The 26,509-nt window shown below is 45.5% G+C and carries 28 protein-coding genes and 6 tRNA genes; 6 read left to right on the forward strand and 28 right to left on the reverse strand.

All coding sequences use genetic code 11. The features are described from left to right. Nucleotides 1-182 precede the first annotated feature (182 nt). The 21 genes from H9659_RS03225 to acpS all read right to left on the reverse strand — a co-directional run bounded on the left by H9659_RS03225 (nucleotide 183) and on the right by acpS (nucleotide 12,210). A tRNA-Gly gene (locus tag H9659_RS03225) sits at nucleotides 183-256 on the reverse strand. An 18-nt stretch (nucleotides 257-274) separates the two neighbouring features. Then, nucleotides 275-351: transfer RNA gene (locus H9659_RS03230), tRNA-Arg, on the reverse strand. A 21-nt stretch (nucleotides 352-372) separates the two neighbouring features. Further along, nucleotides 373-459 (reverse strand) — tRNA-Leu (locus H9659_RS03235). A gap of 79 nt (nucleotides 460-538) precedes the next feature. Next, nucleotides 539-614, reverse strand: a tRNA-Lys gene (locus tag H9659_RS03240). 95 nt (nucleotides 615-709) lie between these two features. Further along, nucleotides 710-784 (reverse strand) — tRNA-Gln (locus tag H9659_RS03245). Nucleotides 785-808: 24 nt separating this feature from the next. After that, a tRNA-Glu gene (locus tag H9659_RS03250) sits at nucleotides 809-883 on the reverse strand. A gap of 161 nt (nucleotides 884-1,044) precedes the next feature. Continuing rightward, nucleotides 1,045-1,503 carry a SprT family protein gene (locus H9659_RS03255; protein WP_191688536.1) on the reverse strand — a complete coding sequence of 153 codons (459 nt, stop codon included), beginning with the start codon at nucleotides 1,501-1,503 and terminating at the stop codon, nucleotides 1,045-1,047. Between the two features lie 11 nt (nucleotides 1,504-1,514). Beyond that, a complete protein-coding gene (locus H9659_RS03260; RefSeq protein ID WP_404828949.1) occupies nucleotides 1,515-3,674 on the reverse strand; it encodes a Tex family protein in 2,160 nt (719 codons plus the stop codon). 67 nt (nucleotides 3,675-3,741) lie between these two features. Continuing rightward, nucleotides 3,742-4,338 (reverse strand): SpoIIE family protein phosphatase, encoded by a 597-nt coding sequence (locus tag H9659_RS03265; protein WP_191688538.1) that lies wholly within the window; start codon nucleotides 4,336-4,338, stop codon nucleotides 3,742-3,744. Continuing rightward, nucleotides 4,338-5,123: an RNA polymerase sigma factor SigB gene (sigB, locus tag H9659_RS03270; protein WP_191688539.1), complete on the reverse strand. Its 786-nt coding sequence runs from the start codon at nucleotides 5,121-5,123 to the stop codon at nucleotides 4,338-4,340. The genes H9659_RS03265 and sigB overlap by 1 nt, the downstream gene beginning before the upstream one ends. After that, on the reverse strand, nucleotides 5,098-5,574 hold the full coding sequence (gene rsbW / locus H9659_RS03275) for an anti-sigma B factor RsbW (protein WP_191688540.1): 477 nt from the start codon (nucleotides 5,572-5,574) through the stop codon (nucleotides 5,098-5,100). Before rsbW ends, sigB begins: the two co-directional genes overlap by 26 nt. After that, complete coding sequence (locus tag H9659_RS03280; protein ID WP_191688541.1) at nucleotides 5,561-5,899, reverse strand: STAS domain-containing protein; 339 nt, start codon at nucleotides 5,897-5,899, stop codon at nucleotides 5,561-5,563. The genes rsbW and H9659_RS03280 overlap by 14 nt, the downstream gene beginning before the upstream one ends. Before the next feature lie 86 nt (nucleotides 5,900-5,985). After that, nucleotides 5,986-6,987, reverse strand: coding sequence for a PP2C family protein-serine/threonine phosphatase (locus H9659_RS03285; protein WP_191688542.1), 1,002 nt, complete (start codon nucleotides 6,985-6,987; stop codon nucleotides 5,986-5,988). A gap of 12 nt (nucleotides 6,988-6,999) precedes the next feature. Next, nucleotides 7,000-7,401, reverse strand: coding sequence for an anti-sigma regulatory factor (locus H9659_RS03290; protein WP_191688543.1), 402 nt, complete (start codon nucleotides 7,399-7,401; stop codon nucleotides 7,000-7,002). Between the two features lie 2 nt (nucleotides 7,402-7,403). Beyond that, nucleotides 7,404-7,766 (reverse strand): STAS domain-containing protein, encoded by a 363-nt coding sequence (locus H9659_RS03295; protein ID WP_025783173.1) that lies wholly within the window; start codon nucleotides 7,764-7,766, stop codon nucleotides 7,404-7,406. Between the two features lies 1 nt (nucleotide 7,767). Beyond that, entirely contained in the window at nucleotides 7,768-8,595 is an 828-nt protein-coding gene (locus H9659_RS03300; protein WP_191688544.1) for an RsbT co-antagonist protein RsbRA, read from the reverse strand. A 141-nt stretch (nucleotides 8,596-8,736) separates the two neighbouring features. After that, the gene (locus H9659_RS03305; protein WP_191688545.1) at nucleotides 8,737-9,087 is read right to left on the reverse strand and encodes a type II toxin-antitoxin system PemK/MazF family toxin; all 351 of its coding nucleotides are present in this window, start codon (nucleotides 9,085-9,087) and stop codon (nucleotides 8,737-8,739) included. A 4-nt stretch (nucleotides 9,088-9,091) separates the two neighbouring features. Continuing rightward, the gene (locus H9659_RS03310) at nucleotides 9,092-9,388 is read right to left on the reverse strand and encodes a transcriptional regulator (protein ID WP_191688546.1); all 297 of its coding nucleotides are present in this window, start codon (nucleotides 9,386-9,388) and stop codon (nucleotides 9,092-9,094) included. 138 nt (nucleotides 9,389-9,526) lie between these two features. Then, entirely contained in the window at nucleotides 9,527-10,651 is a 1,125-nt protein-coding gene (alr, locus tag H9659_RS03315; protein ID WP_191688547.1) for an alanine racemase, read from the reverse strand. Nucleotides 10,652-10,764: 113 nt separating this feature from the next. Next, nucleotides 10,765-11,772, reverse strand: a complete 1,008-nt coding sequence (locus H9659_RS03320) for a LolA family protein (protein WP_191688548.1) — start codon at nucleotides 11,770-11,772, stop codon at nucleotides 10,765-10,767. Between the two features lie 72 nt (nucleotides 11,773-11,844). Next, nucleotides 11,845-12,210, reverse strand: coding sequence for a holo-ACP synthase (gene acpS / locus H9659_RS03325; protein ID WP_191688549.1), 366 nt, complete (start codon nucleotides 12,208-12,210; stop codon nucleotides 11,845-11,847). Nucleotides 12,211-12,275: 65 nt separating this feature from the next. Here acpS and H9659_RS03330 point away from each other — a divergent pair, with 65 nt between their 5' ends. Then, nucleotides 12,276-12,905, forward strand: coding sequence for a rhomboid family intramembrane serine protease (locus tag H9659_RS03330; RefSeq protein ID WP_191688550.1), 630 nt, complete (start codon nucleotides 12,276-12,278; stop codon nucleotides 12,903-12,905). A 234-nt stretch (nucleotides 12,906-13,139) separates the two neighbouring features. On the opposite strand, the gene H9659_RS03335 is transcribed toward H9659_RS03330, so the two are convergent. The 6 genes from H9659_RS03335 to H9659_RS03360 all read right to left on the reverse strand — a co-directional run bounded on the left by H9659_RS03335 (nucleotide 13,140) and on the right by H9659_RS03360 (nucleotide 20,299). Further along, nucleotides 13,140-14,660 (reverse strand): PH domain-containing protein, encoded by a 1,521-nt coding sequence (locus tag H9659_RS03335; RefSeq protein WP_225217635.1) that lies wholly within the window; start codon nucleotides 14,658-14,660, stop codon nucleotides 13,140-13,142. Continuing rightward, on the reverse strand, nucleotides 14,653-15,132 hold the full coding sequence (locus H9659_RS03340) for a PH domain-containing protein (protein WP_191688551.1): 480 nt from the start codon (nucleotides 15,130-15,132) through the stop codon (nucleotides 14,653-14,655). Before H9659_RS03340 ends, H9659_RS03335 begins: the two co-directional genes overlap by 8 nt. Before the next feature lie 132 nt (nucleotides 15,133-15,264). Next, complete coding sequence (locus H9659_RS03345) at nucleotides 15,265-16,779, reverse strand: DEAD/DEAH box helicase (protein WP_318240682.1); 1,515 nt, start codon at nucleotides 16,777-16,779, stop codon at nucleotides 15,265-15,267. A 340-nt stretch (nucleotides 16,780-17,119) separates the two neighbouring features. Continuing rightward, entirely contained in the window at nucleotides 17,120-17,836 is a 717-nt protein-coding gene (locus H9659_RS03350; RefSeq protein WP_191688552.1) for an alpha/beta hydrolase, read from the reverse strand. Nucleotides 17,837-17,839: 3 nt separating this feature from the next. Then, complete coding sequence (locus H9659_RS03355) at nucleotides 17,840-19,219, reverse strand: UDP-N-acetylmuramoyl-tripeptide--D-alanyl-D-alanine ligase (protein WP_191688553.1); 1,380 nt, start codon at nucleotides 19,217-19,219, stop codon at nucleotides 17,840-17,842. 12 nt (nucleotides 19,220-19,231) lie between these two features. Then, on the reverse strand, nucleotides 19,232-20,299 hold the full coding sequence (locus tag H9659_RS03360) for a D-alanine--D-alanine ligase (protein ID WP_191688554.1): 1,068 nt from the start codon (nucleotides 20,297-20,299) through the stop codon (nucleotides 19,232-19,234). Between the two features lie 214 nt (nucleotides 20,300-20,513). Between H9659_RS03360 and rodA the strand changes: the two genes are divergently transcribed. After that, on the forward strand, nucleotides 20,514-21,695 hold the full coding sequence (gene rodA / locus H9659_RS03365) for a rod shape-determining protein RodA (RefSeq protein ID WP_191688555.1): 1,182 nt from the start codon (nucleotides 20,514-20,516) through the stop codon (nucleotides 21,693-21,695). Between the two features lie 96 nt (nucleotides 21,696-21,791). Next, complete coding sequence (locus H9659_RS03370; protein ID WP_191688556.1) at nucleotides 21,792-22,973, forward strand: FtsW/RodA/SpoVE family cell cycle protein; 1,182 nt, start codon at nucleotides 21,792-21,794, stop codon at nucleotides 22,971-22,973. Between the two features lie 42 nt (nucleotides 22,974-23,015). Here the strand turns inward: H9659_RS03370 and H9659_RS03375 are convergent, their stop codons facing one another. Continuing rightward, entirely contained in the window at nucleotides 23,016-23,156 is a 141-nt protein-coding gene (locus H9659_RS03375) for an Lmo0850 family protein (protein ID WP_172643597.1), read from the reverse strand. Between the two features lie 236 nt (nucleotides 23,157-23,392). Here H9659_RS03375 and H9659_RS03380 point away from each other — a divergent pair, with 236 nt between their 5' ends. From H9659_RS03380 to H9659_RS03390, 3 genes are all read left to right on the forward strand, one after another. Beyond that, nucleotides 23,393-23,716, forward strand: coding sequence for a metal-sensitive transcriptional regulator (locus H9659_RS03380; RefSeq protein ID WP_191688557.1), 324 nt, complete (start codon nucleotides 23,393-23,395; stop codon nucleotides 23,714-23,716). A gap of 15 nt (nucleotides 23,717-23,731) precedes the next feature. After that, nucleotides 23,732-23,941: a copper chaperone CopZ gene (gene copZ, locus H9659_RS03385; RefSeq protein WP_191688558.1), complete on the forward strand. Its 210-nt coding sequence runs from the start codon at nucleotides 23,732-23,734 to the stop codon at nucleotides 23,939-23,941. Nucleotides 23,942-24,071: 130 nt separating this feature from the next. Beyond that, on the forward strand, nucleotides 24,072-26,474 hold the full coding sequence (locus H9659_RS03390) for a heavy metal translocating P-type ATPase (protein WP_191688559.1): 2,403 nt from the start codon (nucleotides 24,072-24,074) through the stop codon (nucleotides 26,472-26,474). The last annotated feature ends 35 nt before the right edge of the window (nucleotides 26,475-26,509 follow it).

A 26,509-nucleotide genomic window follows, 5' to 3' on the forward strand; every position in this document is an offset into this window, starting at 1 on the left:
AGCCAGGATCAAACTCTCCATAAAAGAGAATTGATTGCTCAATTCGTACTGGCATCATTTAAGATGTCTATCAGATCCGTTAAGATCTGTTGTGTTTGTTCCACCGGCAGAACCGATTTCCCAAACGATATTTTGTTGACATTTTGCTGTTCAGTTTTCAAGGTTCATATGGTTATAAATTATGGAGCGGGTGAAGGGAATCGAACCCTCATCATCAGCTTGGAAGGCTGAGGTTTTACCACTAAACTACACCCGCGTTATTAATATTATATTGTGGCGCGCCCGGCAGAAGTCGAATCCACAACCTTCTGATCCGTAGTCAGACGCTCTATCCAATTGAGCTACGGGCGCTCGCTGAGATTAAAATGTATTTGGTGCGGTAAAGAGGACTTGAACCTCCACGGGTTATTCACCCACTAGGCCCTCAACCTAGCGCGTCTGCCATTCCGCCACTACCGCTTATTTATTATTTTTGCGACATCCTCTATTATAGATGATAAGTAAAGTTTGTCAACACTTAAGTTTTAAGAAGTTAAAATGGTGAGCCATGCAGGATTCGAACCTGCGACCCTCTGATTAAAAGTCAGATGCTCTACCAACTGAGCTAATGGCTCGTACAGTTTTGAAATTAGATAATGGGTTCACTATCACCATTCCAAATATCTCGCGGTGTCTCTCGCTAAGTTTTTCAAACGATGTTTGAAAAACTTGGCTGGGGTAGCTGGATTCGAACCAACGAGTGACGGAGTCAAAGTCCGTTGCCTTACCGCTTGGCTATACCCCAAAATTATTATCGATAGAAAGAACATGGTGACCCCTACGGGATTCGAACCCGTGTTACCGCCGTGAAAGGGCGGTGTCTTAACCGCTTGACCAAGGGGCCATCTATAATGAATTGCTTTGTCGTTTGTTGTCGTTGTTCCTTGTCGACTTTTATTATTATAGACAGTCTTTCACTATTCGTCAACAGTTTTCACGAAAGTTTTTCAAAAAAACGTTCAACCCCTTGGTATAACTAGGGTTGAACGTTTTTAAAGGCTAGTGTTATTGAATCTCTTTTAGTATACCGTAGCATTTTCCACATCGGAATCGTTTTGTGTCCACTCGTCGTTTTCGTTCATATTGAAGCCCGCAATTTGTACAAATATAGATACGGATCTTTCTAGATGACGTTTCTCGACTCTTGAGTGGTCTACAGTATCTCGGAGAGTTAGTTTCCAATAGAAGATTTTTAAAATCCCGATCGCCATGTTTATACCCTCTTCCTTCTATATGAAGATGGTAATGGCACAGTTCGTGTTTCAAGACACCTACCAGCTCTTTCATACCATAAAGATTTTCAACCCTCGGATTCACTTGTATGGAATGATCCGACAGCATATACCTGCCGCCTGTCGTTTGAAGACGACTATTGTAGACAGCTTTGTGGACGAATGGTTTCTGAAACCACTGAACAGAGAGGCTCTCCGTGAGCGCTTGCAGATCATCAATCGATAGATTCATGCCCTTCCCAGTCATTTTCCTGCTGGAGGTAACATTGTCAGGGCAATTCTACCTTTTGCTTTATCTACAGATTCTACCCATACCGTTACAATGTCTCCCGATGCGACCACATCGAGCGGATGCTTGACAAACCCTTTTTTTAGCTTAGAAATGTGGACAAGCCCGTCTTCATGGACACCTATATCGACAAATGCACCGAAGTCGACGACATTTCGGACAGTCCCTTGCATTTCCATTCCTTCATGAAGATCTTTCATATCGAGAACGTCCGCTTTAAGAAGTGGTTGCGGGTATTCATCACGCGGGTCACGGTTAGGCCGTTTCAATGTTTCAATTACGTCGGTTACGGTAACCGTTCCGACATTCAGCTTTCTTGCGAGTTCTGCGCTGTTTAACGCTGTGAGCGCAGCTACCGCTTCAGCTGATCCGATTTGGTCTTTTGAAATTCCCGCTTCTTTCAATATATCTTCAGCAAGTGCATAACTTTCTGGGTGAATACCTGTCGCATCGAATAACTCCTTTGAATTTGGTACACGTAAAAATCCGATTGCCTGTTCATAGGTTTTCGCACCTAAACGCGGGATTTTCTTAAGTTGCGTTCTCTTTTCGAATTGACCGTCTTCTTCCCGTTTCTTCACAATATTTTCAGCCACTGTTTTAGATAGCCCTGCGACATATTGCAATAGCGATGCAGAAGCCGTGTTGACGTTGACACCGACACGGTTAACTGCGGTTTCGACGACAAACGAAAGCGAGTCTGCAAGTTGCTTCTTCGCGACGTCATGCTGATATTGGCCGACCCCTATCGATTCAGGATCGATTTTCACTAACTCCGACAAAGGGTCCTGCAATCTGCGCGCAATCGAAATGGCACTTCGTTGTTCCACTTGCAAGTCAGGGAATTCCGAACGTGCTTGTGCAGATGCGGAGTAAACACTTGCCCCGGCTTCATTGACAATGACATACGACACATCTGAATCCAATTCTTTAATCGTTTCGGCGATGAACTTCTCTGTTTCTCTAGAAGCAGTTCCGTTTCCGATTGCAATCAGTTTAATGTCGTATTTCTTCAATAGTTGCAAGACCGTTTGTTTGGATGCCTCTTTTTGAGGTTTTGGAGGATGAGGATAAATGACCGAAATTTCAAGGTTCTTTCCAGTCTCATCGATTACCGCCAACTTACAACCTGTCCGGAAAGCAGGATCGACTCCTAATACCATGCGACCTTTTAACGGAGGCTGCAGCAGCAAGCTCTTCAAATTCTCCGCAAACACATGAATTGCTTGCGCTTCTGCTTTTTCGGATAAAGAAGACCTGATTTCGCGTTCTACGGAAGGAGCGATCAGCCGCTTGAACGAGTCTTCCAATGCTTCTTTTACATAGTGAACAGCTGGCGAGGATTCCCTTTTGACGACACTTCTCTCCAAATCACCGATAATCCGATCAGTCGGAAATCCAACAGTGACGCGGAGAACGTCTTCTTTCTCTCCTCTATTTAAAGCGAGTACGCGGTGCGGTACTACCTTGGACAAAGGCTCTTCGTACTCGTAATACATTTCATAAATACTTTTTTCGTCTTCAGCATCTTTTCGCTTGGATGAGATGAGTGTCCCTGTGGACCAGCTGATTTTCCGGATTTTTTCACGCAAGGCAGCATCGTCAGCAATACGTTCCGCAATGATGTCCTGCGCACCTGCCAAGGCATCTTCTGTAGAATTCACTTCTTTTTCTTCGTTGATGAACTCTTTTGCCATCGATTCAACAGATTCATTCGTAAATTGCAGAAGTTTATCTGCAAGACCATTCAAGCCTCTCTCTATCGCAATCATGGCACGAGTCCGACGCTTTTGTTTGTAAGGTCTATATAAGTCTTCGAGCCTTTGTAAAACGTCCGCTTCTGTTATCTGCTGTTCTAATTCAGGAGTTAACTTGTCCTGTTCGCCTATCAGACGGAGAACTTCCTCTTTTCGCTGTTCCAGGCCCTTGCTGTATTGGTAGGCATCTTCAATGTCTTTAATTTGAACTTCATCCAACGAGCCGGTTGCTTCTTTACGGTATCGTGCAATGAATGGCACCGTATTCCCTTCGTCCAACAGCGCAATGACTTGTTTCGTTTGTTTTAACGGAAGTGCTGCACGTTTTGCGGTCAATTCTAAAATTCGTTCTGACATTTCCATTCCCCCATTCGTTACTTTTTAGTTTACCATGAAAGTGCACACAAAAAATCCCGCTTCTAATTTATAGAAGCAGGGTTCCTGCGATGAACGTCGCATCGTCGCCAGGTTTCACCGTTTCACGTACCATTTCCGATAGCGTAAGCGGATCACAACTTTGGCTTAGATAAGCTTTTGGACTTCTAAGTTCAACACCGTCTGAATGCATGAAGAACAAATCTCCATTTTGGTATACATACTCTTGTGTTTTCATCTTTTGGGGGCGACCGGATAAGTACCCCATCACGGGAAGCGGATAAAGCATCTTGCCGTCTTGCTGCCGGATATATAACCGGACATTGCCAACACAGCTATGTTGAATGGTATGTTTTACATGGTCAACCTTTATAATTGCCACCGCCGCACCACGTTTTTGTACCATATGCTCATTAATACGACTGAGTAATTCCTCAATCGATTCTTCATGGTGCTCCTCTAAAATGCGAGGCATGACTTCCGCAGATTGGCGGGCAACCATTCCGCTGCCTAATCCATCTGCGATTGCACATATGAAATAATCCTCTTCCGCATGAAGAAAGTAAACGTCCCCAGAATCACGATTTCCACCTTTGGCCTGTTGATAAATATACGCCTCGATATGATCGTTTTTGAATGCTTCCATCAAGAAACTCCACCTGCGGCCACTATGGCTTCCTGTAATTTCTTAATCGCCTTGCGTTGAAGTCTGGACACGTGCATTTGAGAGATGCCAAGTAGTTCACCGGTCTCCTTTTGGCTAAGTTGTTCAATATATGTATATTGGATAATCTGTTTCTCTCTGTCCGACAAAACATTCAAGGCATTTGCAACGAGTAACCGCTGGTCCGTTTTTTCATATCCATCATCTTGTGATCCGATGATATCAAATAACGTAACCGTACCGCCTTCGGAATCTGCTTCAAGCGTATGATCCATGGAAAGTGCTTGATAACTCCGTCCCATTTCCATTGCTTCCAGTACAGATTCCTCGTCCACTTCCAAGTACTCTGCAATTTCGCTGACTAGCGGAGATCGTTGGAGTTCCGTGGTAAGTGTTTCAACAGTCGCTTTAATACGCGGTCCTAGTTCCTTAATACGGCGCGGTACATGGACTGCCCATGTCTTGTCCCGCAAGAATCGTTTAATTTCGCCGATGATCGTCGGTACGGCGAACGCTTCAAAACTACGTCCGAACTCTGGATCATACCGACGTATAGCACCGAGCAGCCCTAGCATTCCGACTTGTGCGATGTCTTCGTGATATGACTTGCCTTTAGAATATTTACGGGCAATTGACTGTACAAGACGTTCATAATGTAAGACGAGTTGAGTTTGTGCTTCGTCATCCTCATTTTCTTGATATCGTCGGATCCATTCTAAAACTTGTTCTTGAACTTGCGGATCACGAGTAGGCTGTTTGCTTGACATCCGCTTCGCCCCGCTCTCTGCCCAGATATTTGGTCATGAAAACAGTGACTCCTTCTTCATGATGGACTTTCACATCGTCCATAAGCGTTTCCATTAAATAGAGTCCAAGTCCTCCTTCTCGCAAAAGTTGAACGTCAGACGCCTGTTCTGTATAGGGACCGACCTGTTTTTTTGTTTCTTCAAAATCGAAACTTTGTCCATGATCCGCCACCATGATTTCTAATTTATCCTCATAAAGTGCACAGCCAATGATGATTTCACCTTCTTCGTCCTCATCGTAGGCATGCCGTACTGCATTTGTAATCGCTTCACTGGAAGCGATCTTCAAATCTTCAATTTCATCGTATGTAAATCCTAGACGGCTTGCCAGCCCTGAAATCGTCAGTCTTGCCACACCGACGTACTCCGGCTTGGCAGGAACTTTTATTTCAATGTAATCAAACGGTGCCATTCGGGTCCCCACTTTCCATTTCAATCTCAACCACATCATCGAGACCTGTAATTTCAAATAGACGCTTAAGTCGTTTGTTCAAACCGACAATTTTCACTGAGCCGTTCACAGCTTTCACTTTCTTATAGAACGCGACAAAAACGCCAAGTCCTGTACTGTCCATATAATTCACTTCGTTAAAGTCAAGAACCGCTTGACATTCGGGTTGGTCTGCAACTTTTTCAAGTCGCTCTTTCAGTGTAGGAGCCGTAAATGCATCGATCTCCCCAATGATTTTAAATACATGGACACAGTCCTTCTCTTGTACATCAACTTGTAAATTCATTTTATCCACACCCCATATTTTCTGTTATAAACTGAGTTTAGACCTCTAGGATTGTGTATACCCATTTCTCGTGTGAACAAAACATATTATTCTTTCTTAAAAAGAACGAGTGTAAAATCATCATGCAGCATATAATTTTGCATTTTGAAAAGTTCTGTATACAGATGATCAGCAATGTGTTGTGCCGGTAAGTTTTTGACATCCCGCAACATGTTAAAAATGACTTCTTCGTCGATGAACCCTTCAGCATTTCTGCCTTCCGTTACACCATCCGTCAACATGACGATGAAATCCCCGGGATATAACTCGACTGATTTCTGTTGGAAGTCCACATCTTTTCGGATTCCAAGAAGAAGACCTTTGGCATCCAACTCAACAAAGCGGTCTTCCGCAGCACGATAGAGCAGTGCTGGTTCATGACCTGCAGAACCGAATGTGAATGTGTTTGTGCTTTTCATATACTTTCCATAAAACATGGAGATGAACATCGAGTCATCCACACTTTTCTCGACGATTTGATTGATAATTTCCAGGACATGACGGGGATCGTTTGCTTTTTCCCGCAGACTATCCATTCCGAACTTGATCATCGACATACAGAGCGCCGCAGGGAGTCCTTTCCCCATCACATCCGCCACTGCAACACATGCTTCCTCGTGTCCTGACTCGATGAAGTAGACATAGTCGCCACTCATCTTCTTTGCAGGCTTACTGACGAAACCGATATCCAATCCGTCCACTCTCGGCACCGTGGTCTCAAGGAGCATATCTTGTACTTTTACAGCGACATCCATTTCGATTTGCATCGCTTCCTGCTTACGCACAAGACTCTGATGCTCCATTAGTGCCAAGCCATAGTGGATCATCACTTCTATTAAAAAATCATAAGAGGGACCAATGCTTGAAGCGACATCAGGAAAAATCTGCTCCACAGATGTTTTATGCAGGCTGATCACTTCTTCTGGAGAAATCTTTTTTTCGATGAACTTCCGACTGACCTGCTGAGCAGCATACAGATCGGTTTCATCCTCGTGGGTGACATATTTACGAAGCAGTTCCGAGTACTGCTTTCCAACTTCTTGTGGCATTTGTTACTCTCCTTATCGCAGCCATTTTGTAGCGGTTATTGTGGTGCCTTTACCTACCTCTGACTCGACTTTGAAATCATCCATCAAACGTTTCACACCAGGCATTCCTGCACCGAGGCCTCCAGATGTGGAAAACCCGTCTTCCATCACTCTGCGTAAATCCGGAATGCCAGGTCCTTCGTCTGAAGCGATGATGGTCATCCCCTTCATGCCATCTATCGAAAGGCGTTCGATTTCTATCTTCCCTTTACCTGCATACAAATAGATATTACGCGCTAGCTCACTAATCGCGGTTGTGATTCGTGCTTGGTCCACTGTTCCGAAGCCGGAGTGTTTCGCTTCATTACGACCAAGCTGTCGTGCAGCAACAATATCCCATTCCGTGAAAATCTCTACAGAAGACCGATTGTCCATATTCAGGCCTCCAATTCTCTGCGTAGCTTCGTAAGTCCGTTTTCAAGATCCAGGGCTGTCATTACATTTTCCAAACGGATTCCAAGTTCAATCAATGTGATTGCAACGGCAGGTTGGATTCCTGTAATGACCACTTTTGCTCCCATGAGACTTGACATACTGATTACGTCACCGAGCACTTTTGCGATGAATGAATCGATAAAATCGATAGAGGTCAAGTCGATCACAACACCTCTAGCAGTGGTTTCGTGCATTTTGTTCAATAGATCTTCTTGAAATTGAATCGCAGTCTGGTCATCCAATTCCCATTGGATTGAAACAATGAGTACTTCGTCTAACTTCAGAATAGGTATTCGTACATTCATATTACTCTACCTCCACTATTTCTCTGTTAGTTAAGCTTAACGCTTCTTGCATTCCTCTGCGCAGGGTACTGGTGGTCGTGAAATCACTTAAGTTGATCCCTAGTGCAACGATTGTTTGTGCAATTTCAGGTCGGATTCCTACTAGCATGCATTTTGCTCCTACGAGACGGACTGCATCGGCTGCCTGGATAATATGATGTGCAACCATCGTATCGACAACTGGGACTCCAGTAATATCGAGCAACACGACTTCTGCCCGTTGTTGGACAACACCTTCAAGCAGGTTCTCCATAATCAACTTCGCGCGTTCTGTGTCAATGGTGCCGACTAATGGCATGATGGATATTTTGTCAACGACCGGGATTAGCGACGCGGAAAGTTCCTGTAATGCAACTTTCTGCAATGTGTCCGTCTGTTCCCATTTGATCGCATAAGCCTCGATAATGCTTTCTCGCAATGGGTTGATCCAACCAGTGAATACCCCCATAAAGATTCTGAGATTTTGCTCTGTAATGATTTCTTTGTCTTCCAGCATTTCAAATACAACAGCAGCAAAATTATCGATTGCTTTGTTCACGAACTTAATCGACCAGCCGAAGCGGATCACTTTTTCCGTAAAGTCGTCCAATCGTTCGTTGTTCACCGCGTTTTCGCCTTCGTTGATATTTGAGGTCATGAGTGTTGTAAATTCACGGCTTGTCTTTTCCACAAGGTGGTGAGGCATGAAGTGGAAGAAACGTTCACCCTTTTCTTCTTTCATTAGCTCAATCCATTGTTCGATGATGGCGTCCATATGTTCGTTGACTACTGTCCTCATTTTACTGTTCATAACGTTGTCTTTTCCCCCTTATGATGAAAACACGATACAACTTTGTTCTCTAGTATAACGGATAAGTGGGCGTTCAGCATCTTTTCTGTACAAAAAATCCATTCTGTCGGAGGACAGAATGGATTTCTTTGCTATGTATGCCTATAAGTTGGTCAAGCCAAAACTGACTTCTAATGCTTCGTCCACTTTCTGCATGACGTGATGGTCTAAATGGGTGATTTTATCTGTAAGCCTCGATTTGTCGAGTGTGCGGATTTGTTCGAGCAGGATTACAGAATCCCGCTCGAATCCATGTCGGACCGCATCAATTTCGACATGTGTCGGCAACTTTGCTTTTTGTATCTGGGCCGTGATTGCCGCCACGATCACTGTCGGGCTAAACCGGTTCCCGATATCGTTCTGTATGACGAGAACTGGTCGTGTGCCGCCTTGTTCAGAGCCTACAACAGGCGACAAATCCGCAAAAAAGACATCTCCGCGTTTAATTGCCAACTTTTCATCCTCCGCTTACGATTCGTTCCACCGTATGCTGAGCTTCGAATTCCGCATGCAGACATTCGGCGGCAATTCCAAGATTGATTTGGGACATTTCCACATATCCACGCATCATCTCTTCTCTGATTGCATTCAACTCACAATCAGTCTTATACCGCGTAGCCGAGTAATATACGAAATCTCCCTGCTGCTCCTGATGGACGATCGTCTGTTCATTTTGTTTCAGCATTTTTGTGGGGATTTCCATAAGTAGTTCTTTGTTGTTTTGGTTAGCATCCAACTCTAGCACCTCCGACAAAACCCGATCCTCATTTCTATACATGTTTATCTTACCATTGGAGTTCGACAATGAAAAGACAAATAAGGTAATATAGCGACAAGTTGTGCAGTCAGGTTTGGTAGTTTGTCGAAAAGTACGAGAAGTGGAAGGTGCCAACTAATCCCCAAAATACTGTCTTTGTACACGTCTGGCAATCGTCACGGCGATTTCATAGGGAATTGTGCCGATACGAGTTGCCCATTCTTCCATAGTGATTTCTTCGTTCCCTTGTTTCCCCAATAATACAACCGGCTCACCTTCAGGAAGCTCTTCAGGTAATCGCACCATACACTGGTCCATGCAAATCGTTCCGACAATCGGGACACGCCTGCCGCGAACGAGTACTTGCTGATCCCGCAATCCGCGCTTCAATCCATCTGCATAGCCTATTGGAAGGGTTGCGATCCACTCACCCTGCTGCGCCTGATAAGTAGCTCCATAGCTAATGGATTCATTCCCTTGTGCCTGCTTCACAAAAGCGATTTCAGTTTCTAGTTGGAGGGCACGTTCTAGTTGAAATGGCAGCTCTTGGGCGACCTCTTCAGAAGGAGCAATGCCATACATTCCGATTCCGAATCGAACAGCATCGAGTGCAAATCTTGGAAATCGGAGAGCTGCTGCACTATTTGCAGCGTGAACGAGTTTCGGACGTTCAGGAAAACAGCCGACCAGCCGATTGAATGCTTCGAACTGCTCCTCCGTCCTCTTGGTGTCCCGTTCATCCGCGGTCGCAAAGTGTGTAAATATACCTTCCACTCGGATAGCAGAAGTTCCTTCAAGGATTTCAATTAATTCAACTATTTCTTCTTCACTTCGCAAACCTATCCTACCCATTCCCGTATCAATTTTTACATGGGTCTTTAAAGATTCTTCAAATCCTCGGAGTTCATCAGCTGCCGCTTGTGCCCATTTCACTCCAGGGATCGTCACAATAATGTCTTGCCGTATCGCTTCTTTCAAGAAAGATATCGGCACCGGGCCAAGTACTAGAATCGGTTGATGAATACCTGAATCCCTTAAAGCTAATGCTTCGTCAGGTGTCGCAACAGCTGCCATCATGGCTCCTGCTTGAAATGCGGCACGCGCACTTTCAGTTGCTCCGTGTCCATAACCGTCTGCTTTCACGACTGCTATCACACCCGTTTCGACCGGCAATAACTTCTTTAAATTCCTGACGTTCGCTTGAATCGCTCTTACATCGACGACTGCGCGGGTCGGTCGATAGTTAACTGTACCTGTCACGCGGATCACCTCTTCAGAATAAGTATTCTCATTATCATCCTGAAGGGCCTCGTGCGTCAATCTAGATAACAAGCGGGTACCGGATTGTTCGGCACCCGCTTGTTATGTTGTATTTACTTAACTACATCCGGTTGCATGGAACCCGCCACTTGTATGAGTTCTCCCTTACTGAGCGATTCAGATGCTACGTAAAACGCGATTCCATCTTGTTCCCAACGAATCGTGTTGCCTGAAAGGGCTGCAACGGCAAACCCAAGGTCTACAGGATCCCCTTCGATGGATACAGGAACCTGGCCATCCATTGCAACTGCAGGTTCTTGAACAACGACGAACTCTTTACCAGCACCGCCATATGATAGGAAGAGACGCGTTCCTGTTTCTGTTGCAACAGGTTCTTCGCTTATCAATGTGACACCTTCAAATGTAGCCGATGGATAGAAAGTTTCAAGTTCCGCTTTTTTGTCCTTCGGTTTTTCCTCTTTTTTCTCGTGATCCATATTTTCTGTTTCGACTTTATAGTCATCCGCTTTGCGTTTCACACCTAACGTGATTTTCTTGAACTCCACACGGATTTTCTCTTCCTTGTTTTCATCCAATAAGGAGACATGAGTTGGAAGCAATGTCTTCTTGTCGATATGAATCTGTTGAGTCGGCAGGACCGCTTTATGATTATTGCGTGTTGCCGTTTCAAATACATACGTCTTCTCTTTTTCCGTCATGGTGGACTTCTTGTCAGCTTTAATGTCATCAGATAATGTGCTGATTAAGTACGCCTGGCTGTTTTGTGCAGGCCAATCGCTTTGGAATTTGTACGTCTTGTTCAATGATGGTGTGACAACAAAAACCCCTTCTTCGTTCCGAACGATCATCTGTGACTCATCTTTCCCTTTTTGTGAAACATCCACTTTGTAAAAATCAGGTTTTGTGTGCCAAACGGTTACGTCGTAAAGACGTGGCTCTTCTCCGGTCTTAATCTCCATCGTAGCTTGAAGATCGTATCCATTGGAATCATTCCATTTCCCACTCAATTTCTTGACGACATCTTCTTTCGATGGTGCTCCGCAAGCTGTAAGCAACAAAAGAACCGCACCCAACAACAGTAATCCAATTTTGCTTCGCATTCAGGTCATCCTCTCCTATTTCAATCGGGTAGGTCATCTTATGAGGAGGGACAGTCATTTATGCAAAGCTGGTTAGAAGTGTTCCACTTTTTGAAGGATAACTTGTGCAGCGGCTACAGTTTTCGTATGTGTAATGGAAACGAACCCATCTACAAGGGATCCCTTGAAGTATAGGATGGGTGCACCTTTAGCGTCAGGCAAGATTTCAATATCTTGAAAACTGCATTCTGGTCCAATACCGGTACCAAGTGCTTTCGAGTAGGCCTCTTTTGCCGCAAAACGTCCCGCGAGGAATTCGATGCGACGGTAGCCTGAAAGGGTCTGGTAGTAGTGCTGTTCCCCATTTGTGAGGATTCGATTTCGGAATTTATCCGATTTGTTGTCCATTTCTTCAATCCGGTCAAGTTCCGTAATATCCAAACCAATTCCTGAGATCATTCAGTCACCTTCTTTCCATATAGAGTCGAAAAATTGTATACTAAAACAAAGATCGGGGGAGAGACATGTTTATCCGCACTGAAAGTTTTTCTCAATACATTCGGCAATATCCTGTGGTGTCTGCGCTTATCGCTCTGAATGTCGTGATTCATCTACTCACGTTCCTGCCTTTCATAGGCAATTCCATTTTGAACTTCGGAGTAGGCTCGAATTATTTGATCGAACAAGGTGAGTATTGGCGTCTGGTGACTCCAATGTTTTTACATGCCGGAATCATGCATCTGTTATTCAATATGTTCTCCTTGTTCATCTTCGGACCCGAATTGGAAAAGGTAGCTGGTAAAGCACGCTTCCTCACTGTCTATTTCTTGGCTGGCGTCTTCGGTGATATCGCTACGTTTTTCGTTTACGACTCCAGCTTTTTACACGTAGGTGCAAGTGGTGCGATTTTCGGAATCTTTGGTGCGTTTGGTGCGCTAGTGTATTATACAAAAAAGATGCTTCCTCAGCTTCGCCAAATCATCTTGCCCATTATTGGGCTCAGCGTGGTCATGACCTTCATCGGACCTAATATAAACGCTGCGGCACATATCGCCGGCCTGGTTGTCGGTTTCTTGATCGGCTTAAGCTTTTTCCATCCTAAGCGGATCATCAGCTGGCGTAAACCGAAGGTCAAAGTCGTCCAGAAGAGATAAAGACTGCCAGAAAGTCAGTGTCGCTGACTTTCTGACAGTCTTTTTTGTATGAAGGGTGAGCATTTTATTGAGGTTTATGAGCGCTTTTCTGAGTTTATGAGCGCTTTCCTCGATTTATGATCACTTTTCCTGAGTTATGAGCGTTTTCCTCAGTTTATGATCACTTTTCCTGAGTTATGAGCGCTTTCCTCGGTTTATGATCATTTCCAGAGATTTATGATCACTTCCCCAGGTTTATGAGCGCTCTCCCTCTAATATGATCATGCTCCCCATCACCTCATTCTCGCGTGTGGGTTCATACCAATCCAGCAAGGCTTCCGCTTCTTCCACATCCATTTGCCTCAATCGAACGTCGTGAACTCCCATGCCTGATTTTACGTTCAGATGGATGGTTGCAACACGTTTACGACGTTGGAATATGGTTTGTCGCAAGTGTACAGACTGAATTCGCTTACGCATCGTGTAGGAAGTTTCTAAACTGAGGCCTCGCGAGCGCATGGTGACTTGACTACCACTCACCCGATACGCTGCCGAACGATGCTGCCACATTCCAAGCCCTATCGCAAGCGGCACAATGAGAAGCGATAACAGTCCGTAGGGATAGAAAAACCATCCTGTAAGCACAATTACCGGAATCATCCAGATGAAGTCGATCCGATAGTAGAACTTCCGTCCCCGCTTAGGAAGTTTTTCCACAGGTTCACGCAAATCCAACTCCGGAAAAATCGCTTGGAGAGGTTCATATAACTCTTTCTTCTTCACAAGCGGAAATAGCTGGATTTTGGATCCATCTCCTGCAGCACCTGCGCTATGAACGAGGACACGCCCATAGCCGAATACTTGTCGTAAAGGATTCTCTACAAAACTTACACTTTGAATACGACTGAGCGGGATTGTCGTTCGTTTTTTCTCAAGTAGCCCCCGTGTAATAATGAGCTCGTCATCTGAAACACGAACAGTAAATCCATAATACGAGAAGAACGTCATCGCTACAGACAGTAACCATGCGATAAACAATCCTACTAGAACTAACAAAACAATGATGAAGACACCAAACTTAATGAGTCCAGCCAGCTCGTCACTCACTTTATCAAGCGGTAGAAATTCACCGAATTGGGATATAAAAATCGCCACTCCCGAAAAAATGACACCGATTCCTCCAGAGGTTGTTGCCAGGAGAATAAGCTGTTTCGGATTCAAGGAAAACACACGCTTCTCGCTAGGTTCTTCTACCGAGTGTGTCCCGTCCATACTAACTTCAAGAGCGTCTTCTGATTCTCCCACTCTCTGTTTCTTTCCTTCAGCAATCCGTTTCTTGATCAAGTCTGCGTCTTCACGAGTAACAGCTGTCAGCTCCGCCTCTGCTTGCCCTCCGGAAGATGCCGCAGTCTCAATTTGTACTTTCACAAGTCCGAATGGGCGATGGAAAATCCCTTCCGTATAATTCAAACTTTGAATACGCTCAAATGGGATATAACGCTTTTTTCGAACGAATAGTCCCGACTCGATCCTCAATTCGCCATCTTCAAACCAGTAAGTGAACCGCCTCCATTTAATAAAACCACTCATTAGTAAATAAGCGACCAATACTGTACCGATGATCAGCGACCAATTATCGAGGAACCAGTTGCCACTGTCATTACTTCTGCTTCCCGAGATGAATACGACAATAAGAGGTAAGATCGCTTCCTTTAATGTATTCAGACTTTCGACAAGGACCGTCACCCAGTGAAGTTTGTAGCGCGGCTCAGACATCGTCTTCCGCCACCTTTGCAAGCGCTGAAATCCGGTTCCTTAGTTCGTCAGCTTCTTCGGTTGCCAGTGCCGGGATCGAGTGGACGGTCGCAGCAGAAGAAATCGATATAGCAGCCAAGTCATATTTCTTTAATATTGGTCCCTGTGCCGTATCGACGTGCTGAACTCGCACCATCGGGATGAGCGTACGGGTGACGATGAAAATTCCGTGCTGCAATTCTATTTCCGTCTCTCGAACTTCATAGCGCCAACGCGACCACCTGATTTTAGGAAACAAATGGATGAATAGCCATCCGTAGATCGCGACTGCTGCTGCAGCAAGTATGTAGATCCACCATGGCCAATCCAAGAGATATGTAAGCGTCCCCACGCCTATCGCCAACAGCAGCACAACACCGGTTTGCAGCCACCCATATAATCTCCATACGGTTAAGCCTTTCCTCGACAGCCTGTTCGCAGGTTCTTTTCTCAAATCGATTCCCCCTATCACTTACTACTGTATACGATTAGAAACGCAAGATGTTTCAGATAAGCATAACAAAAAGCTCGGGAAATGCACATTTAGCTGTGCATATCCCGAGCTTTCTTTGTATCCGTTTAGTGATTAGCGTTCAGACCGGCCGCCACGTGAGCGATCCCGGCTTCCAGATTCACGGCTTCCGCCACTGCTGCGTCCGTCGCGACTTCCGCCGCCGCTGCGACGCTGGCCACCGCTGAATCCACGGCCGCCGCCATGTGAACGGTTGCCGCCACTGCGATTGCCTTTATATCCGCCACGACCTCCGCCGCCACCACGTGATGGCAATGGACGTTCTTCTGTAATCGATACAGGAGTAGCGTCCGGCTCATTAGTGATGTGTTTCAAAGCCGCTGCAACGAGATCCGTCGCATCGTACTTAGCAAGAAGGTCTGTCGCGAATTGAACATAGTCATTCAGCTCGTTCTTTTGAACCGCTTCTACAAGCGTCTCGACTGAAACTTTCTGTTGTCCTAGAAGCGCTTCGTCAGATGTTGGTGGCTGAAGTGGAGTCATACGCTTTTTCGTTGTTTCTTCAACGATGCGCAAGTAACCCATTTCACGTGGTGTTACAAACGTGATTGCCATACCACTCTTACCTGCACGACCTGTACGGCCGATACGGTGAACGTAGCTTTCCGGATCCTGAGGGATATCAAAGTTGTAAACATGTGTTACACCAGAAATATCAAGTCCACGTGCAGCAACGTCTGTTGCAACTAAAATGTCGACTTTACCCTCTTTGAATTGACGCAATACAGACATACGTTTTGCTTGTGTCAAATCACCGTGGATTCCTTCTGCAATGTATCCGCGAATATTAAGAGCGTGTGAAAGCTCATCCACACGGCGCTTTGTACGACCGAAGACGATCGCAAGTTCCGGCTGTTGAACGTTCAACAAACGAGATAGGATATCGAACTTTTCGCGTTCTTGTGACTTCACGAAGAACTGTTCGATGTTTTCCACTGTCATTTCCTTGGACTTGATTTTGACCATTTCCGGGTTTTTCATGAATGTTTCAGCAATTTTGCGAATCGGGCCAGGCATAGTTGCTGAGAACAGCAACGTTTGACGCTCTGCTGGAACGTTCGAAAGAATTGTGTTGATATCTTCGATGAAGCCCATGTTCAACATTTCGTCCGCTTCGTCCAAAACAAGTGTTTGAACGCCATCAAGCTTCAATGTTTTCCGCTTAATGTGATCCAAGATACGTCCCGGTGTACCGACAACGATTTGTGGATTGTTTTTCAACGCACGGATTTGGCGTGAAATTTCTTGGCCTCCATATACAGAAAGGATGCGGGCACGTTTGCCGTGACCAATTCTATAGATTTCTTCAGAAACCTGGATTGCAAGCTCACGCGTCGGCGCAATGACAAGCGCCTGGACTGCAGGGTTGCTAGTATCGATCTTTTCAATCATAGGAATACCGAATGCTGCTGTTTTACCCGTTCCCGTTTGAGCCTGGCCGATGACATCCTTGCCTTCCATGCCGAATGTTACAGTACCCTCTTGAATCGGAGTAGCCTCTTCAAATCCCATTTTCTTAAGTGATTCCTGTGTAGATTTACTGATGTTCAATTCTGAAAAATTCGTCAAACTTCTCAATCTCCTTTGTGTTTTCCATTTGACAATTGGTTACATTTGCAAATGAAAGCGCGGCAAATCGGAGCCTTATGCTTTGGGTATGTTTCCGAACGTATACAAATCTAATGCAGGAAGTCATTAATCATGATCCCAACAACTTAGATGTAATGGATGAAAGGAAAGCCCGGTCTTTGCCGAGCGGTTCGATAGAGGAGTCTCCTCTTTTGCGGCGTTGCCGTCAAACCGTTTTATTCAAAAAAAAGCACTCTCCACAAAAGGAAGAGTTCTGCGTAAATGTATCCAATGTTCATGTTAGTTTACCACAGTAAAGACAACATCGCAAGCTATACACTCAATCTAAGCAAATCACCTGCTCGTCTTTTGCTTGCATAAATGCAAGCACCTTTTCAAACCACTCCGCACAATCGGCGCTGTAACAAATATGGTGTTTTCCAGTATCTGAGAAGATCAGCTGTTTCAAATTGGAACCTAGGGAATGATAGAGCAAGTGGGCACTTGAGTAAGGAACAATCCCGTCCTGCTTACCTTGTACAATGCACACAGGTACGGTGATTCTGTCATAATAAGGCTCGACCTGCTGAACAATCCTAGTGAATTGATAGGCTGAACGGATTGGTGTATTGGCCAATTTGTAGCGATACAAGTGATAAAACGTGTTCGGTGGAAAGTGCCGGATGACTGGCTCCGATAGTAAAATCGCAGCATCCGCCAACAATTGTCTTGGTGAGATGTACTTGGCGGCAGCACTCAGTAGGATCAGGCGTTCGACAGGATATCGAAGCGCCAGATACAGCGCTATCAATCCTCCCATTGAAAATCCTACAACAAAAATACGATCTGTCCGTTTACTCAGTCGTCTATACGCGAGTTCCGCTTCCATAAGCCAGGCTTCTGCAGAGATTTCAGTGAGTCTTCCGCCAGGTTCATGTCCAGGTAATACCGGGATATCGATGATCCAGTCCGTCTTTTCCTTCAAATACTGGACGAACGGGCGCACTTCAAATGAGCCGCCCGTAAATCCATGCAGAATAATTACACCTGTTTCCACGGATCACGCCTCCGTTTCCAGTACACCTTTCAACACGTTTTCAAGCGCCATCCCCCGAGATCCTTTCAACAAAATAATGGACCGTTCGTCAATGGATTGGAGTAGTTTCTCGATAATCGGTGCATAGTCATCCTCTGTCCAGATCAGTTCCACTGTCGTGTTTCGTTTGCGCAGTTCGTCGTATAGCCAATGCATTCTAGGTCCGTATAAGGCAATTCCCTTCAACTGTAGGTTGGCAAGTTCGTCCGCAACTGATTCATGGAAATACCGCTCATCCTGTCCAAGTTCCAGCATATCCCCCAGTACTACCCACTTTTCACGGCGAAGCTCCGTTTGGCCAATGAATGTCAAAGCTGCACGCAACGATGTAGGTGCGGCATTATACGCATCATTAATGAACAATGCACCACTTTTCGCGGTGACTGGCTGCATACGCATAGGTGTTAAGATTGCATGTAAAAGGGCACTCCGGATCGCTTCGTCAGTCATACCTAGTTTTTTGGCGACCAGCATGGCTGCTAGTGCATTTTTCACTTGGTGTTCCCCGTAGACGGGGATGGTAAATTGGCCTTCAATTTGACCCGAGACAGTGAATTGACTGCCTTGTTCAGTCACTTTGATATCTTTTGCCACAACGTCACACGCATCCCCGTACCCAAACGCTCGCGCGTCGAGTTCGGGATGGTCATTCACAAGTGCTGTCAGAAGCGGCTCATCGCCATCAAAGTAAAACGATCCGTCCGACGATAGCCCTTCAATAATTTCAAATTTCGCTTTAGCAATTCCCTCACGGCTTCCGAGATCCTGCATGTGGGCTTCACCGATATTCGTAATGATTGCAACATCCGGCTTCGCTAAATTAGATAGGAACGAAATTTCCCCGAAGCCACTCATCCCCATTTCCAGAACCGCAACTTCGGTATCTTCTTCAAGAGAGAGGATCGTTAACGGCAACCCGAGTTCGTTATTGAAATTCCCCTCCGTTTTACGGACCGCAAATCCAGCACCTAAAACACTTGCCAGTAAATCTTTTGTCGATGTTTTTCCATTCGACCCTGTGACACCAATCACTTTGCATACCAGCTGTTCCCGATAGCTGCGAGCAAGTTGCTGCAGCGCAAGTTCCGCATCCTCTACAAATAGGAGCGGTATGTCTTTAGGGGGATTCGGTTCGTCAGCAAGCCAAAGTGATGCAGACGCACCATTTTCAATAGCAGAGCGCACATACGTATGACCGTTTGCATGTTCTCCGCGGAACGGGATGAATAACTCCCCTTCCCGGATATTTCTCGAGTCGATCGTTGCACCCGTCACTGTAATTCCTTCTAATAGTTGCCCGGGAGCATCCAACCAGTTTGCCAGTTCAGTCAGTTTTCGTTTCATTAGTTATCCCACTCAATCCATTGTGTATTGTATCTGTTGTTTTTCGGCATGACGCGCGATTGCCAACTCTATGAGTCGGTCGATCAATTCCGGATAGCTGACGCCTGTATGCTGCCAGAGAAGCGGGAACATACTCGTCGGTGTAAATCCAGGCATCGTATTGACTTCGTTGATCAGCACTTCATCATTTTCCGTCACAAAGAAGTCTGCACGAACGAGTCCGGCACAGTCGAGCACTTTGAATGCGCGGAACGCCATGTCTTTCATGTGCGCTGCAACATCTTCAGGTACTTGCGCCGGAATCACTAACTCCGTGTTTCCGTCCTGGTATTTCGCTTCGTAATCGTAAAATGCTGCAACAGGCTTGATTTCACCTGGAACTGAACATGCCGGATCATCGTTGCCAAGTACGCCCATTTCGATTTCGCGCGCTGTGACCCCTTGCTCCACAATGATCTTCCTGTCGAATTTCAATGCGAAATCTATAGCCTGCTTCAAACTTTCCCGATTGTCCGCTTTGCTGATCCCGACACTCGAGCCTAAGTTAGCCGGTTTTACAAATACGGGGTATTCCAGTGTTTGTTCTGCAGCGTCCAGTAGACGCGTTTCTTCTCTTACCCACTCTGACCGTATGAAGTGGACGTAAGGTACTTGCGAGAGTCCAGCTTGAGCAAACAGCTGTTTCATGACAACTTTATCCATTCCCGCTGAAGAGGCGAGAACACCATTTCCTGCGTACGGGATATTCATCACTTCGAAAAGCCCTTGAACTGTTCCGTCTTCCCCATTTGTTCCATGGAGCAGCGGCAAGATGACATCCGGCTTACTTTCCAGCTGCAAAAATTGAGCGATGCTATCCGGTCCGCTTACGCCCTGACCATCCAAACGCAATTCTTCGATTGTTTCTGCAGGTGCCATCAGTGGTGTGCCGGTACGCCATTCCCCTTCAGGTGTTATGTAGATCGGCATCACTTCGTATTTGTCAAAATCGATTGCCCGTGTAGCAGCGCGTGCGGTGGATAAGGAAACCTCATGTTCCGCTGACTTTCCTCCATAGACTAACCCAAGCTTTTTTTTCATCGCAATCCCTCTCAATCCGTTAGTTTTCGTCTCACTAGTTTACCATGAACCGCGTATGAAGCTAGAAAAAACCTTTACCTTCATCTATTGTTAGAGTAGTAAGATTTCCAATGAAGAAACTTCCGATTCCACAATTACGTCTTATGAACTACGTGAATCTTTAACCTAACTACGGTATACTTTACCAATCATTTCCTTAGGAAGGAGAATCACTTTGAAACTCTCTACCAAGTGGACAGACAGATTTGACTGGACACTTGCCTTTTATCTTTTATTATTTTGTATCGTCAGTTTGACCGCAATTGGTTCTGCACAAAATTCAGGACAGTACAATACAAATTTCATCCCTTTGCAAATCCGGTGGTATGTCCTTGGAGCATTCATTATTTTTGTGATGATCCAGCTTGAACCTCAACAATATAAAAAACTGGCGTGGCCCCTGTATGCTTTCGGAATTTTCCTGTTACTATTTCTCATGCTGGCACCCGGCGGTCAAGACCAGATTGCCGAAATCCGTCTCGGTGCGAAGCGTTGGCTGCATCTACCTGTCATTGGCACCATACAGCCTTCGGAGTTCATCAAGACTTTTTTCATCCTCGGATTAGCTCGAACCGTCAGCAACCATCATGAACGCTATCCGGAAAAGTCGCTTAAGATGGATATGATGCTGTTAGGAAAAGCAGGTGTGATGTTGCTTGTTCCGCTTGCTTTCATTATGAAACAGCCAGACTTAGGAACTTCTCTTGTTTTCATCGCGATTACCATTGCTGTCGTCATCGCATCTGGAATCTCATGGAAACTGCTTGCTCCATTGATGGCGGCCGGTGCAACGCTCGGCGCGACTCTTTTGTGGATGGCGATTTATGCACAAGATTTTTTGCAGAAACTCGGTTTTGATCCCTATCAATTTAAGCGTGTCTATTCTTGGCTCGATCCCTATTCGTACCCCGGTGAAGAAGGGTATAACTTGATCCAGGCGATGACGGCGATTGGCTCTGGAGAGTTCACGGGGAAAGGCTTCAAAGAAAGCGTTGTGTATATCCCAGAAAACCACACAGACTTCATCATCAGTGTGATTGGAGAAGAGTGGGGATTTATCGGATCCAGTTTACTGATTACGCTTTTCTTCGTCTTCATTTACCATTTGACAAAAATCGCATTGACGTTGAAAGATACGTTCAGTGTATATGTGACAGCTGGTGTAATTGCCATGTTAGCTTTCCACGTCTTAGAGAATATCGGCATGAATATTCAACTTCTGCCGATTACCGGAATACCTCTGCCTTTCATCAGCTACGGAGGGAGTTCCTTATTCAGTAATATGTTTGCGATTGGTTTAATTTTCAGTATGCAATTCCACCAGCAAAATTATCTATTTGAAACTGAAGATGAGTAACCGAACAAAACAGGAAGATTTCCCCTTGCGAATAGGGGGGCTTTTCCGGTTATAATGAATGGCTGTAACTCTATGAAACGACAAAGGTGAATAAATATGAAAATAGAACAAAAATCTGCGGATCGATTCGATTGGCCATTGGCGTTTCTCTTGCTGATGTTCGGTGGAATCAGTCTGGTCGCTATTTCTTCTGCTCAAACTACAGGACAATATGGCATCAATTTTATACCGTCTCAAATTCAGTGGTATGTCGTAGGCTCAATCATAATTGCGATTACGATGTACTTCGAACCTGAACAATATAAGAAAGCGGCATGGCTCATTTATGGAGCGGGCATTTTCGCTCTCTTCGTGCTGTTCATCCTCCCGGAAAGTATGGAACTTGTAGCCCGCCGTAACGGAGCTAAAAGTTGGTTCCACTTACCTGGTGTCGGCAGTATTCAGCCTGCTGAATTCATGAAGACATTTTTCATCATTGGTCTCGCTCGAGTCATTACGAAGCACCATGAGAAGTTTACAGAGAAAACCTTGCAAACCGATTTCATGCTGCTATTGAAAATCGGTGTCGTGCTGATCGTGCCACTGTTCTTCATCATGACGCAGACCGATTTGGGCACAGCACTGGTTTTCCTCGCCATCACTGCGGCTCTCACTATCGTGGCAGGGATCACTTGGAAAATCTTGTTGCCGATCTTTCTCGGAACTGCTTCAATCGGCGGCACGATGCTCTTGATGGCATTATATGCCCAAGATTTTTTAAAGACACTCGGATTTAAGGAATACCAATTCCAGAGGATCTATTCCTGGCTCGATCCGTATTCCTATTCTTCAAACGAAGGCTTGCATCTGATCACTTCGTTGAATGCGATTGGATCCGGCGAGATTTTCGGTAAAGGGTTTAAAGACCGCGAAGTGTATGTACCGGAGAGTCACACAGACTTCATCTTCAGCGTGATTGGTGAAGAATGGGGATTCGTCGGCGCAAGCGTCGTCATCTGTCTGTACTTCTTCCTGATTTATCATTTGACGAAGATCGCTTTGGAATTAAAAGATCCGTTCAGTACGTATATTGCTGCAGGGATTATTGCAATGATCACTTTCCACGTGTTCGAAAACATCGGAATGACAATTCAATTGCTGCCGATCACAGGAATCCCGCTGCCGTTCATCAGTTATGGAGGAAGTTCACTGATGGGCAATATGCTCGCTATCGGGCTGATTTTCAGTATGAAGTTCCACCATCGAACGTATATGTTCAACTCCGATGACGAAGAATGAAAAAACACGTCCACAAGAATTTCCTGTGGACGTGTTTTTTAGTTATGGTTGGATTTGCGGGTCTTGCTGAGCAGGCGGTGTAAGAGCCTTCAGCATATCTAGACGCGATTTTGTCATTGTAGCGGAAACACCTAACTTCGCTAAGTTTGTGATGATCTTCTTCAAATCGATTTCTTTCGCCATCTGGTTCCACCTCAACCTTTCTATAGTGCAGGACGCACAAATTGGACGTAAGGTTCTATTTTGTTTAAATCATGATGTTTTCGTTGTCTAACTTCATTATACCACAATTGTCAAGTTTTTAACCTTTCAATTGTGTTACAAAATCACTTTCTTCGTAAATTTTATTAAATAGGCTTTAATTGTTGACATACCCCCCATCGGTACATTAAGTTTTAATTAAGAAAGGGGTGATGAATATGATCCATGAAGACGAGCTTTTGGTTGCTGAGGAACCCTCTTGTCGTAAGAGTCACCACCCCGATAGTGTCAAAACGAATCTTATTCACCGATTGAATCGCGTTGAAGGCCAAATACGCGGGATTAAAAAAATGATTGAGAATGATGTGTACTGTGATGACATCATTACGCAATTGGCCGCGACACAATCTGCTTTGAATAGCGCTGCCAAAGTATTGTTGGACGGACATTTAAAAGGATGTGTGAAAGAGCGGCTTGCTGAAGGCGATGATGCGGTGCTCGATGAATTGCTCATTACGGTTTCTAAATTGATGAGAAAATAAGGGAGGAATTTAACAATGGAAAAAACAACATTAACAGTTAAAGGAATGTCTTGCGGACATTGTGTAAAAGCGGTTGAAGAGAGTGTAGGAAAACTTACGGGAGTTGAATCTGTTTCGGTTAATCTTGATGCGGGCACTGTAGAAGTTTCTCATGATGCCGCTGCTGCAGATCGTAAAAGTATCGAAGAAACGATTGAAGACCAAGGATACGACGTCGTTCAGTAACTGTTTAATAAACCGCACGCCTAGGTTGTGCGGTTTCTCTTCACTTTATTCAAAATACGAGATGGTGTAGGGCTTTTATTTTTTCACTATTATATACCCCTATGAGGTATAAGAGAGAAGGTCAAGCAAGATGAGTGAAAAACGAATGGATATCCCGATTACCGGCATGACGTGTGCAGCTTGTGCGAATCGGATTGAAAAAGGACTATCTCGCATGGATGGTGTTCAAGAAGTTGCCGTCAATTTCGCAACGGAGAAAGCCGCAGTGACAGTTGACTCGGATACTGCTGATTTGCCTGCCATCCGTGCAAAAATCCAGTCACTCGGCTACGAAGTGACTGAACGGCAAGTCGATTTACAGCTGACAGGTATGACGTGTGCAGCTTGTTCCGCCCGGATTGAAAAAGTACTTTCGCGAATGCCCGGTGTTTATCATGTGAATGTGAACTTGGCACTGGAAACTGGACGCGTCACATATGATCCGACCGCTCTTTCTGTAGAACAGATTGTCGGCAAAATCGAAAAGATCGGCTATGGGGCATCTGTTAAAGGCGGAGATACCGCGCCTGAAGAAGACCCTAGAAAGACGGAAATCCGTAAAAAGACTCGGATGTTTGTGCTATCGGCCGTTCTGTCATTACCATTGTTGTGGACGATGTTCGCCCACTTTTCCTTCACTAGCTGGATGTACGTACCGGCTTTATTCATGAATCCGTATTTCCAGTGGCTACTCGCAACACCGGTCCAGTTCTGGATTGGCTGGACGTTTTATAAAGGGGCATTCTCTGCACTTCGAAACGGCAGTGCCAATATGGACGTACTCGTTGTACTGGGAACGTCAGCTGCATACTTCTATTCGGTATTTCTTGTTCTGACAGGCTCGGATCATGGCTTGTATTTTGAAACAAGTGCCGTCCTGATCACACTGATTTTACTCGGCAAGCTATTTGAAGCACGTGCTAAAGGGCATTCATCTGACGCTATTAAAAAGCTCATGGGACTGCAGCCAACGATGGCAGTTATTGAGCGGGATGGTGTCATTTCTGAAATCTCGATTTCCGATGTGCAAGTTGGAGATGTGCTCGTGATTCGTCCAGGGGCTTCCGTTCCAGTAGATGCAGAAGTGCTGTCAGGTGCGTCAGCTGTGGATGAATCGATGCTGACCGGCGAAAGTCTGCCTGTCGAAAAAGTGACAGGCGATCTGTTGTATGCAGCGACTGTGAATGCGAATGGCTCCCTGAGGGTTCGAGCGAAAAACATCGGGAAAGATACGATGCTGTCTGGAATCATTCGGGTGGTCGAAGAAGCACAAGGATCGAAAGCACCCATTCAACGTCTAGCAGATAAAATCTCAGGCGTCTTCGTGCCTGTAGTAGTCGGGATCGCTATCGTGACTTTTCTCGTATGGTATTTCGTCGTAACACCGGGTGATTTCGCTCAGGCGTTGACGAGTACGATCGCGGTATTGGTGATTGCTTGTCCATGTGCACTTGGACTCGCAACCCCGACATCGATCATGGCAGGATCCGGCCGGGCTGCGGAGCATGGTATTTTGTTCAAAACTGCCGAAGCGATGGAACAGACGAAATCGATTGATACGATTGTGTTCGATAAAACAGGGACGATAACAAAAGGGACACCAGAAGTGACGGACTTCCATGTGTTAGATCCATCGAAACAGGATCGGATGGTAGCACTCGCAGCCGCAGCTGAAAGTGATTCCGAACACCCAGTCGCTCGTGCGATTACAGCTTTCGGAGTAGAAAATGCGAAACAAATTCCGACGGTTGAAGAGTTCGAATCCATCCCCGGTCACGGAATCCGTTGTAAGATTGAAGGCATGGAAGTATTACTCGGTAATCAGAAATTGTTGGAGCGTTTTGATGTTTTGTTCGATGGCGGGATTGCAGACATAGCTTCCCTAGAAAATGAAGGCAAAACGGTGATGTATATGACGGTGGACGGCGAGCATTCAGGAGTGATCGCTGTTGCGGATACGGTAAAAGAATCCTCAGCTCAAGCTGTGAAAGAATTACATGCACTTGGGATGGAAGTCATCATGCTGACAGGTGATCAGGAGCGGACGGCGAAGTCGATAGCAGCGACTGTCGGGATCGACCGAGTCATTGCAGGTGTATTGCCTGACCAAAAAGCCCAAACGATAGCTCAATTGCAAGCTGAAGGAAAACGGGTCGCGATGGCGGGTGACGGTATCAATGACGCTCCAGCTCTTGCCGTTGCGGACATCGGTTTAGCGATGGGCACCGGAACTGCAGTTGCGATGGAAGCCGCGGATATCACGTTAATGCACGGTGATTTGCTGCGAGTTCCGGATACGCTTACGATGAGCCGGCTGACAGTCAGAAATATTAAGCAGAATTTGTTTTGGGCGCTTGCGTACAACACAATCGGGATTCCGATTGCAGCAGCTGGATTGCTTGCCCCTTGGGTCGCCGGTGCTGCAATGGCGTTCAGTTCTGTGTCGGTTGTCTTGAATGCTTTGCGTTTGCAACGCGTGAAGTTGCGTTCATAACTTGAATTTCCCGAAGACCGGAAGAAATGGGGTCA

The sequence above is a fragment of the Sporosarcina gallistercoris genome (assembly GCF_014836415.1).
GTDB classification, from domain to species: domain Bacteria; phylum Bacillota; class Bacilli; order Bacillales_A; family Planococcaceae; genus Sporosarcina; species Sporosarcina gallistercoris.

Bases quoted from the DNA above. Each gene is read 5' to 3' on its own strand.
- H9659_RS03375 (WP_172643597.1), bottom strand. From the start codon at position 23,156: ATGGCGAAAGAAATCGATTTGAAGAAGATCATCACAAACTTAGCGAAG.
- acpS (WP_191688549.1), bottom strand. From the start codon at position 12,210: ATGATCTCAGGAATTGGTTTGGATATTACGGAACTTGACCGGATTGAA.
- H9659_RS03285 (WP_191688542.1), bottom strand. From the start codon at position 6,987: ATGCCACAAGAAGTTGGAAAGCAGTACTCGGAACTGCTTCGTAAATAT.
- H9659_RS03355 (WP_191688553.1), bottom strand. From the start codon at position 19,219: ATGAAACGAAAACTGACTGAACTGGCAAACTGGTTGGATGCTCCCGGG.
- H9659_RS03320 (WP_191688548.1), bottom strand. From the start codon at position 11,772: ATGCGAAGCAAAATTGGATTACTGTTGTTGGGTGCGGTTCTTTTGTTG.
- H9659_RS03260 (WP_404828949.1), bottom strand. From the start codon at position 3,674: ATGTCAGAACGAATTTTAGAATTGACCGCAAAACGTGCAGCACTTCCG.
- H9659_RS03280 (WP_191688541.1), bottom strand. From the start codon at position 5,899: ATGAATTTACAAGTTGATGTACAAGAGAAGGACTGTGTCCATGTATTT.
- H9659_RS03330 (WP_191688550.1), top strand. From the start codon at position 12,276: ATGTTTATCCGCACTGAAAGTTTTTCTCAATACATTCGGCAATATCCT.
- H9659_RS03360 (WP_191688554.1), bottom strand. From the start codon at position 20,299: ATGAAAAAAAAGCTTGGGTTAGTCTATGGAGGAAAGTCAGCGGAACAT.
- H9659_RS03370 (WP_191688556.1), top strand. From the start codon at position 21,792: ATGAAAATAGAACAAAAATCTGCGGATCGATTCGATTGGCCATTGGCG.
- H9659_RS03290 (WP_191688543.1), bottom strand. From the start codon at position 7,401: ATGGACAATCGGTCTTCTGTAGAGATTTTCACGGAATGGGATATTGTT.
- rsbW (WP_191688540.1), bottom strand. From the start codon at position 5,574: ATGGCACCGTTTGATTACATTGAAATAAAAGTTCCTGCCAAGCCGGAG.
- H9659_RS03295 (WP_025783173.1), bottom strand. From the start codon at position 7,766: ATGAATGTACGAATACCTATTCTGAAGTTAGACGAAGTACTCATTGTT.
- H9659_RS03380 (WP_191688557.1), top strand. From the start codon at position 23,393: ATGATCCATGAAGACGAGCTTTTGGTTGCTGAGGAACCCTCTTGTCGT.
- H9659_RS03335 (WP_225217635.1), bottom strand. From the start codon at position 14,660: ATGTCTGAGCCGCGCTACAAACTTCACTGGGTGACGGTCCTTGTCGAA.
- H9659_RS03265 (WP_191688538.1), bottom strand. From the start codon at position 4,338: ATGGAAGCATTCAAAAACGATCATATCGAGGCGTATATTTATCAACAG.
- copZ (WP_191688558.1), top strand. From the start codon at position 23,732: ATGGAAAAAACAACATTAACAGTTAAAGGAATGTCTTGCGGACATTGT.
- H9659_RS03255 (WP_191688536.1), bottom strand. From the start codon at position 1,503: ATGAATCTATCGATTGATGATCTGCAAGCGCTCACGGAGAGCCTCTCT.
- H9659_RS03300 (WP_191688544.1), bottom strand. From the start codon at position 8,595: ATGAACAGTAAAATGAGGACAGTAGTCAACGAACATATGGACGCCATC.
- H9659_RS03390 (WP_191688559.1), top strand. From the start codon at position 24,072: ATGAGTGAAAAACGAATGGATATCCCGATTACCGGCATGACGTGTGCA.
- sigB (WP_191688539.1), bottom strand. From the start codon at position 5,123: ATGTCAAGCAAACAGCCTACTCGTGATCCGCAAGTTCAAGAACAAGTT.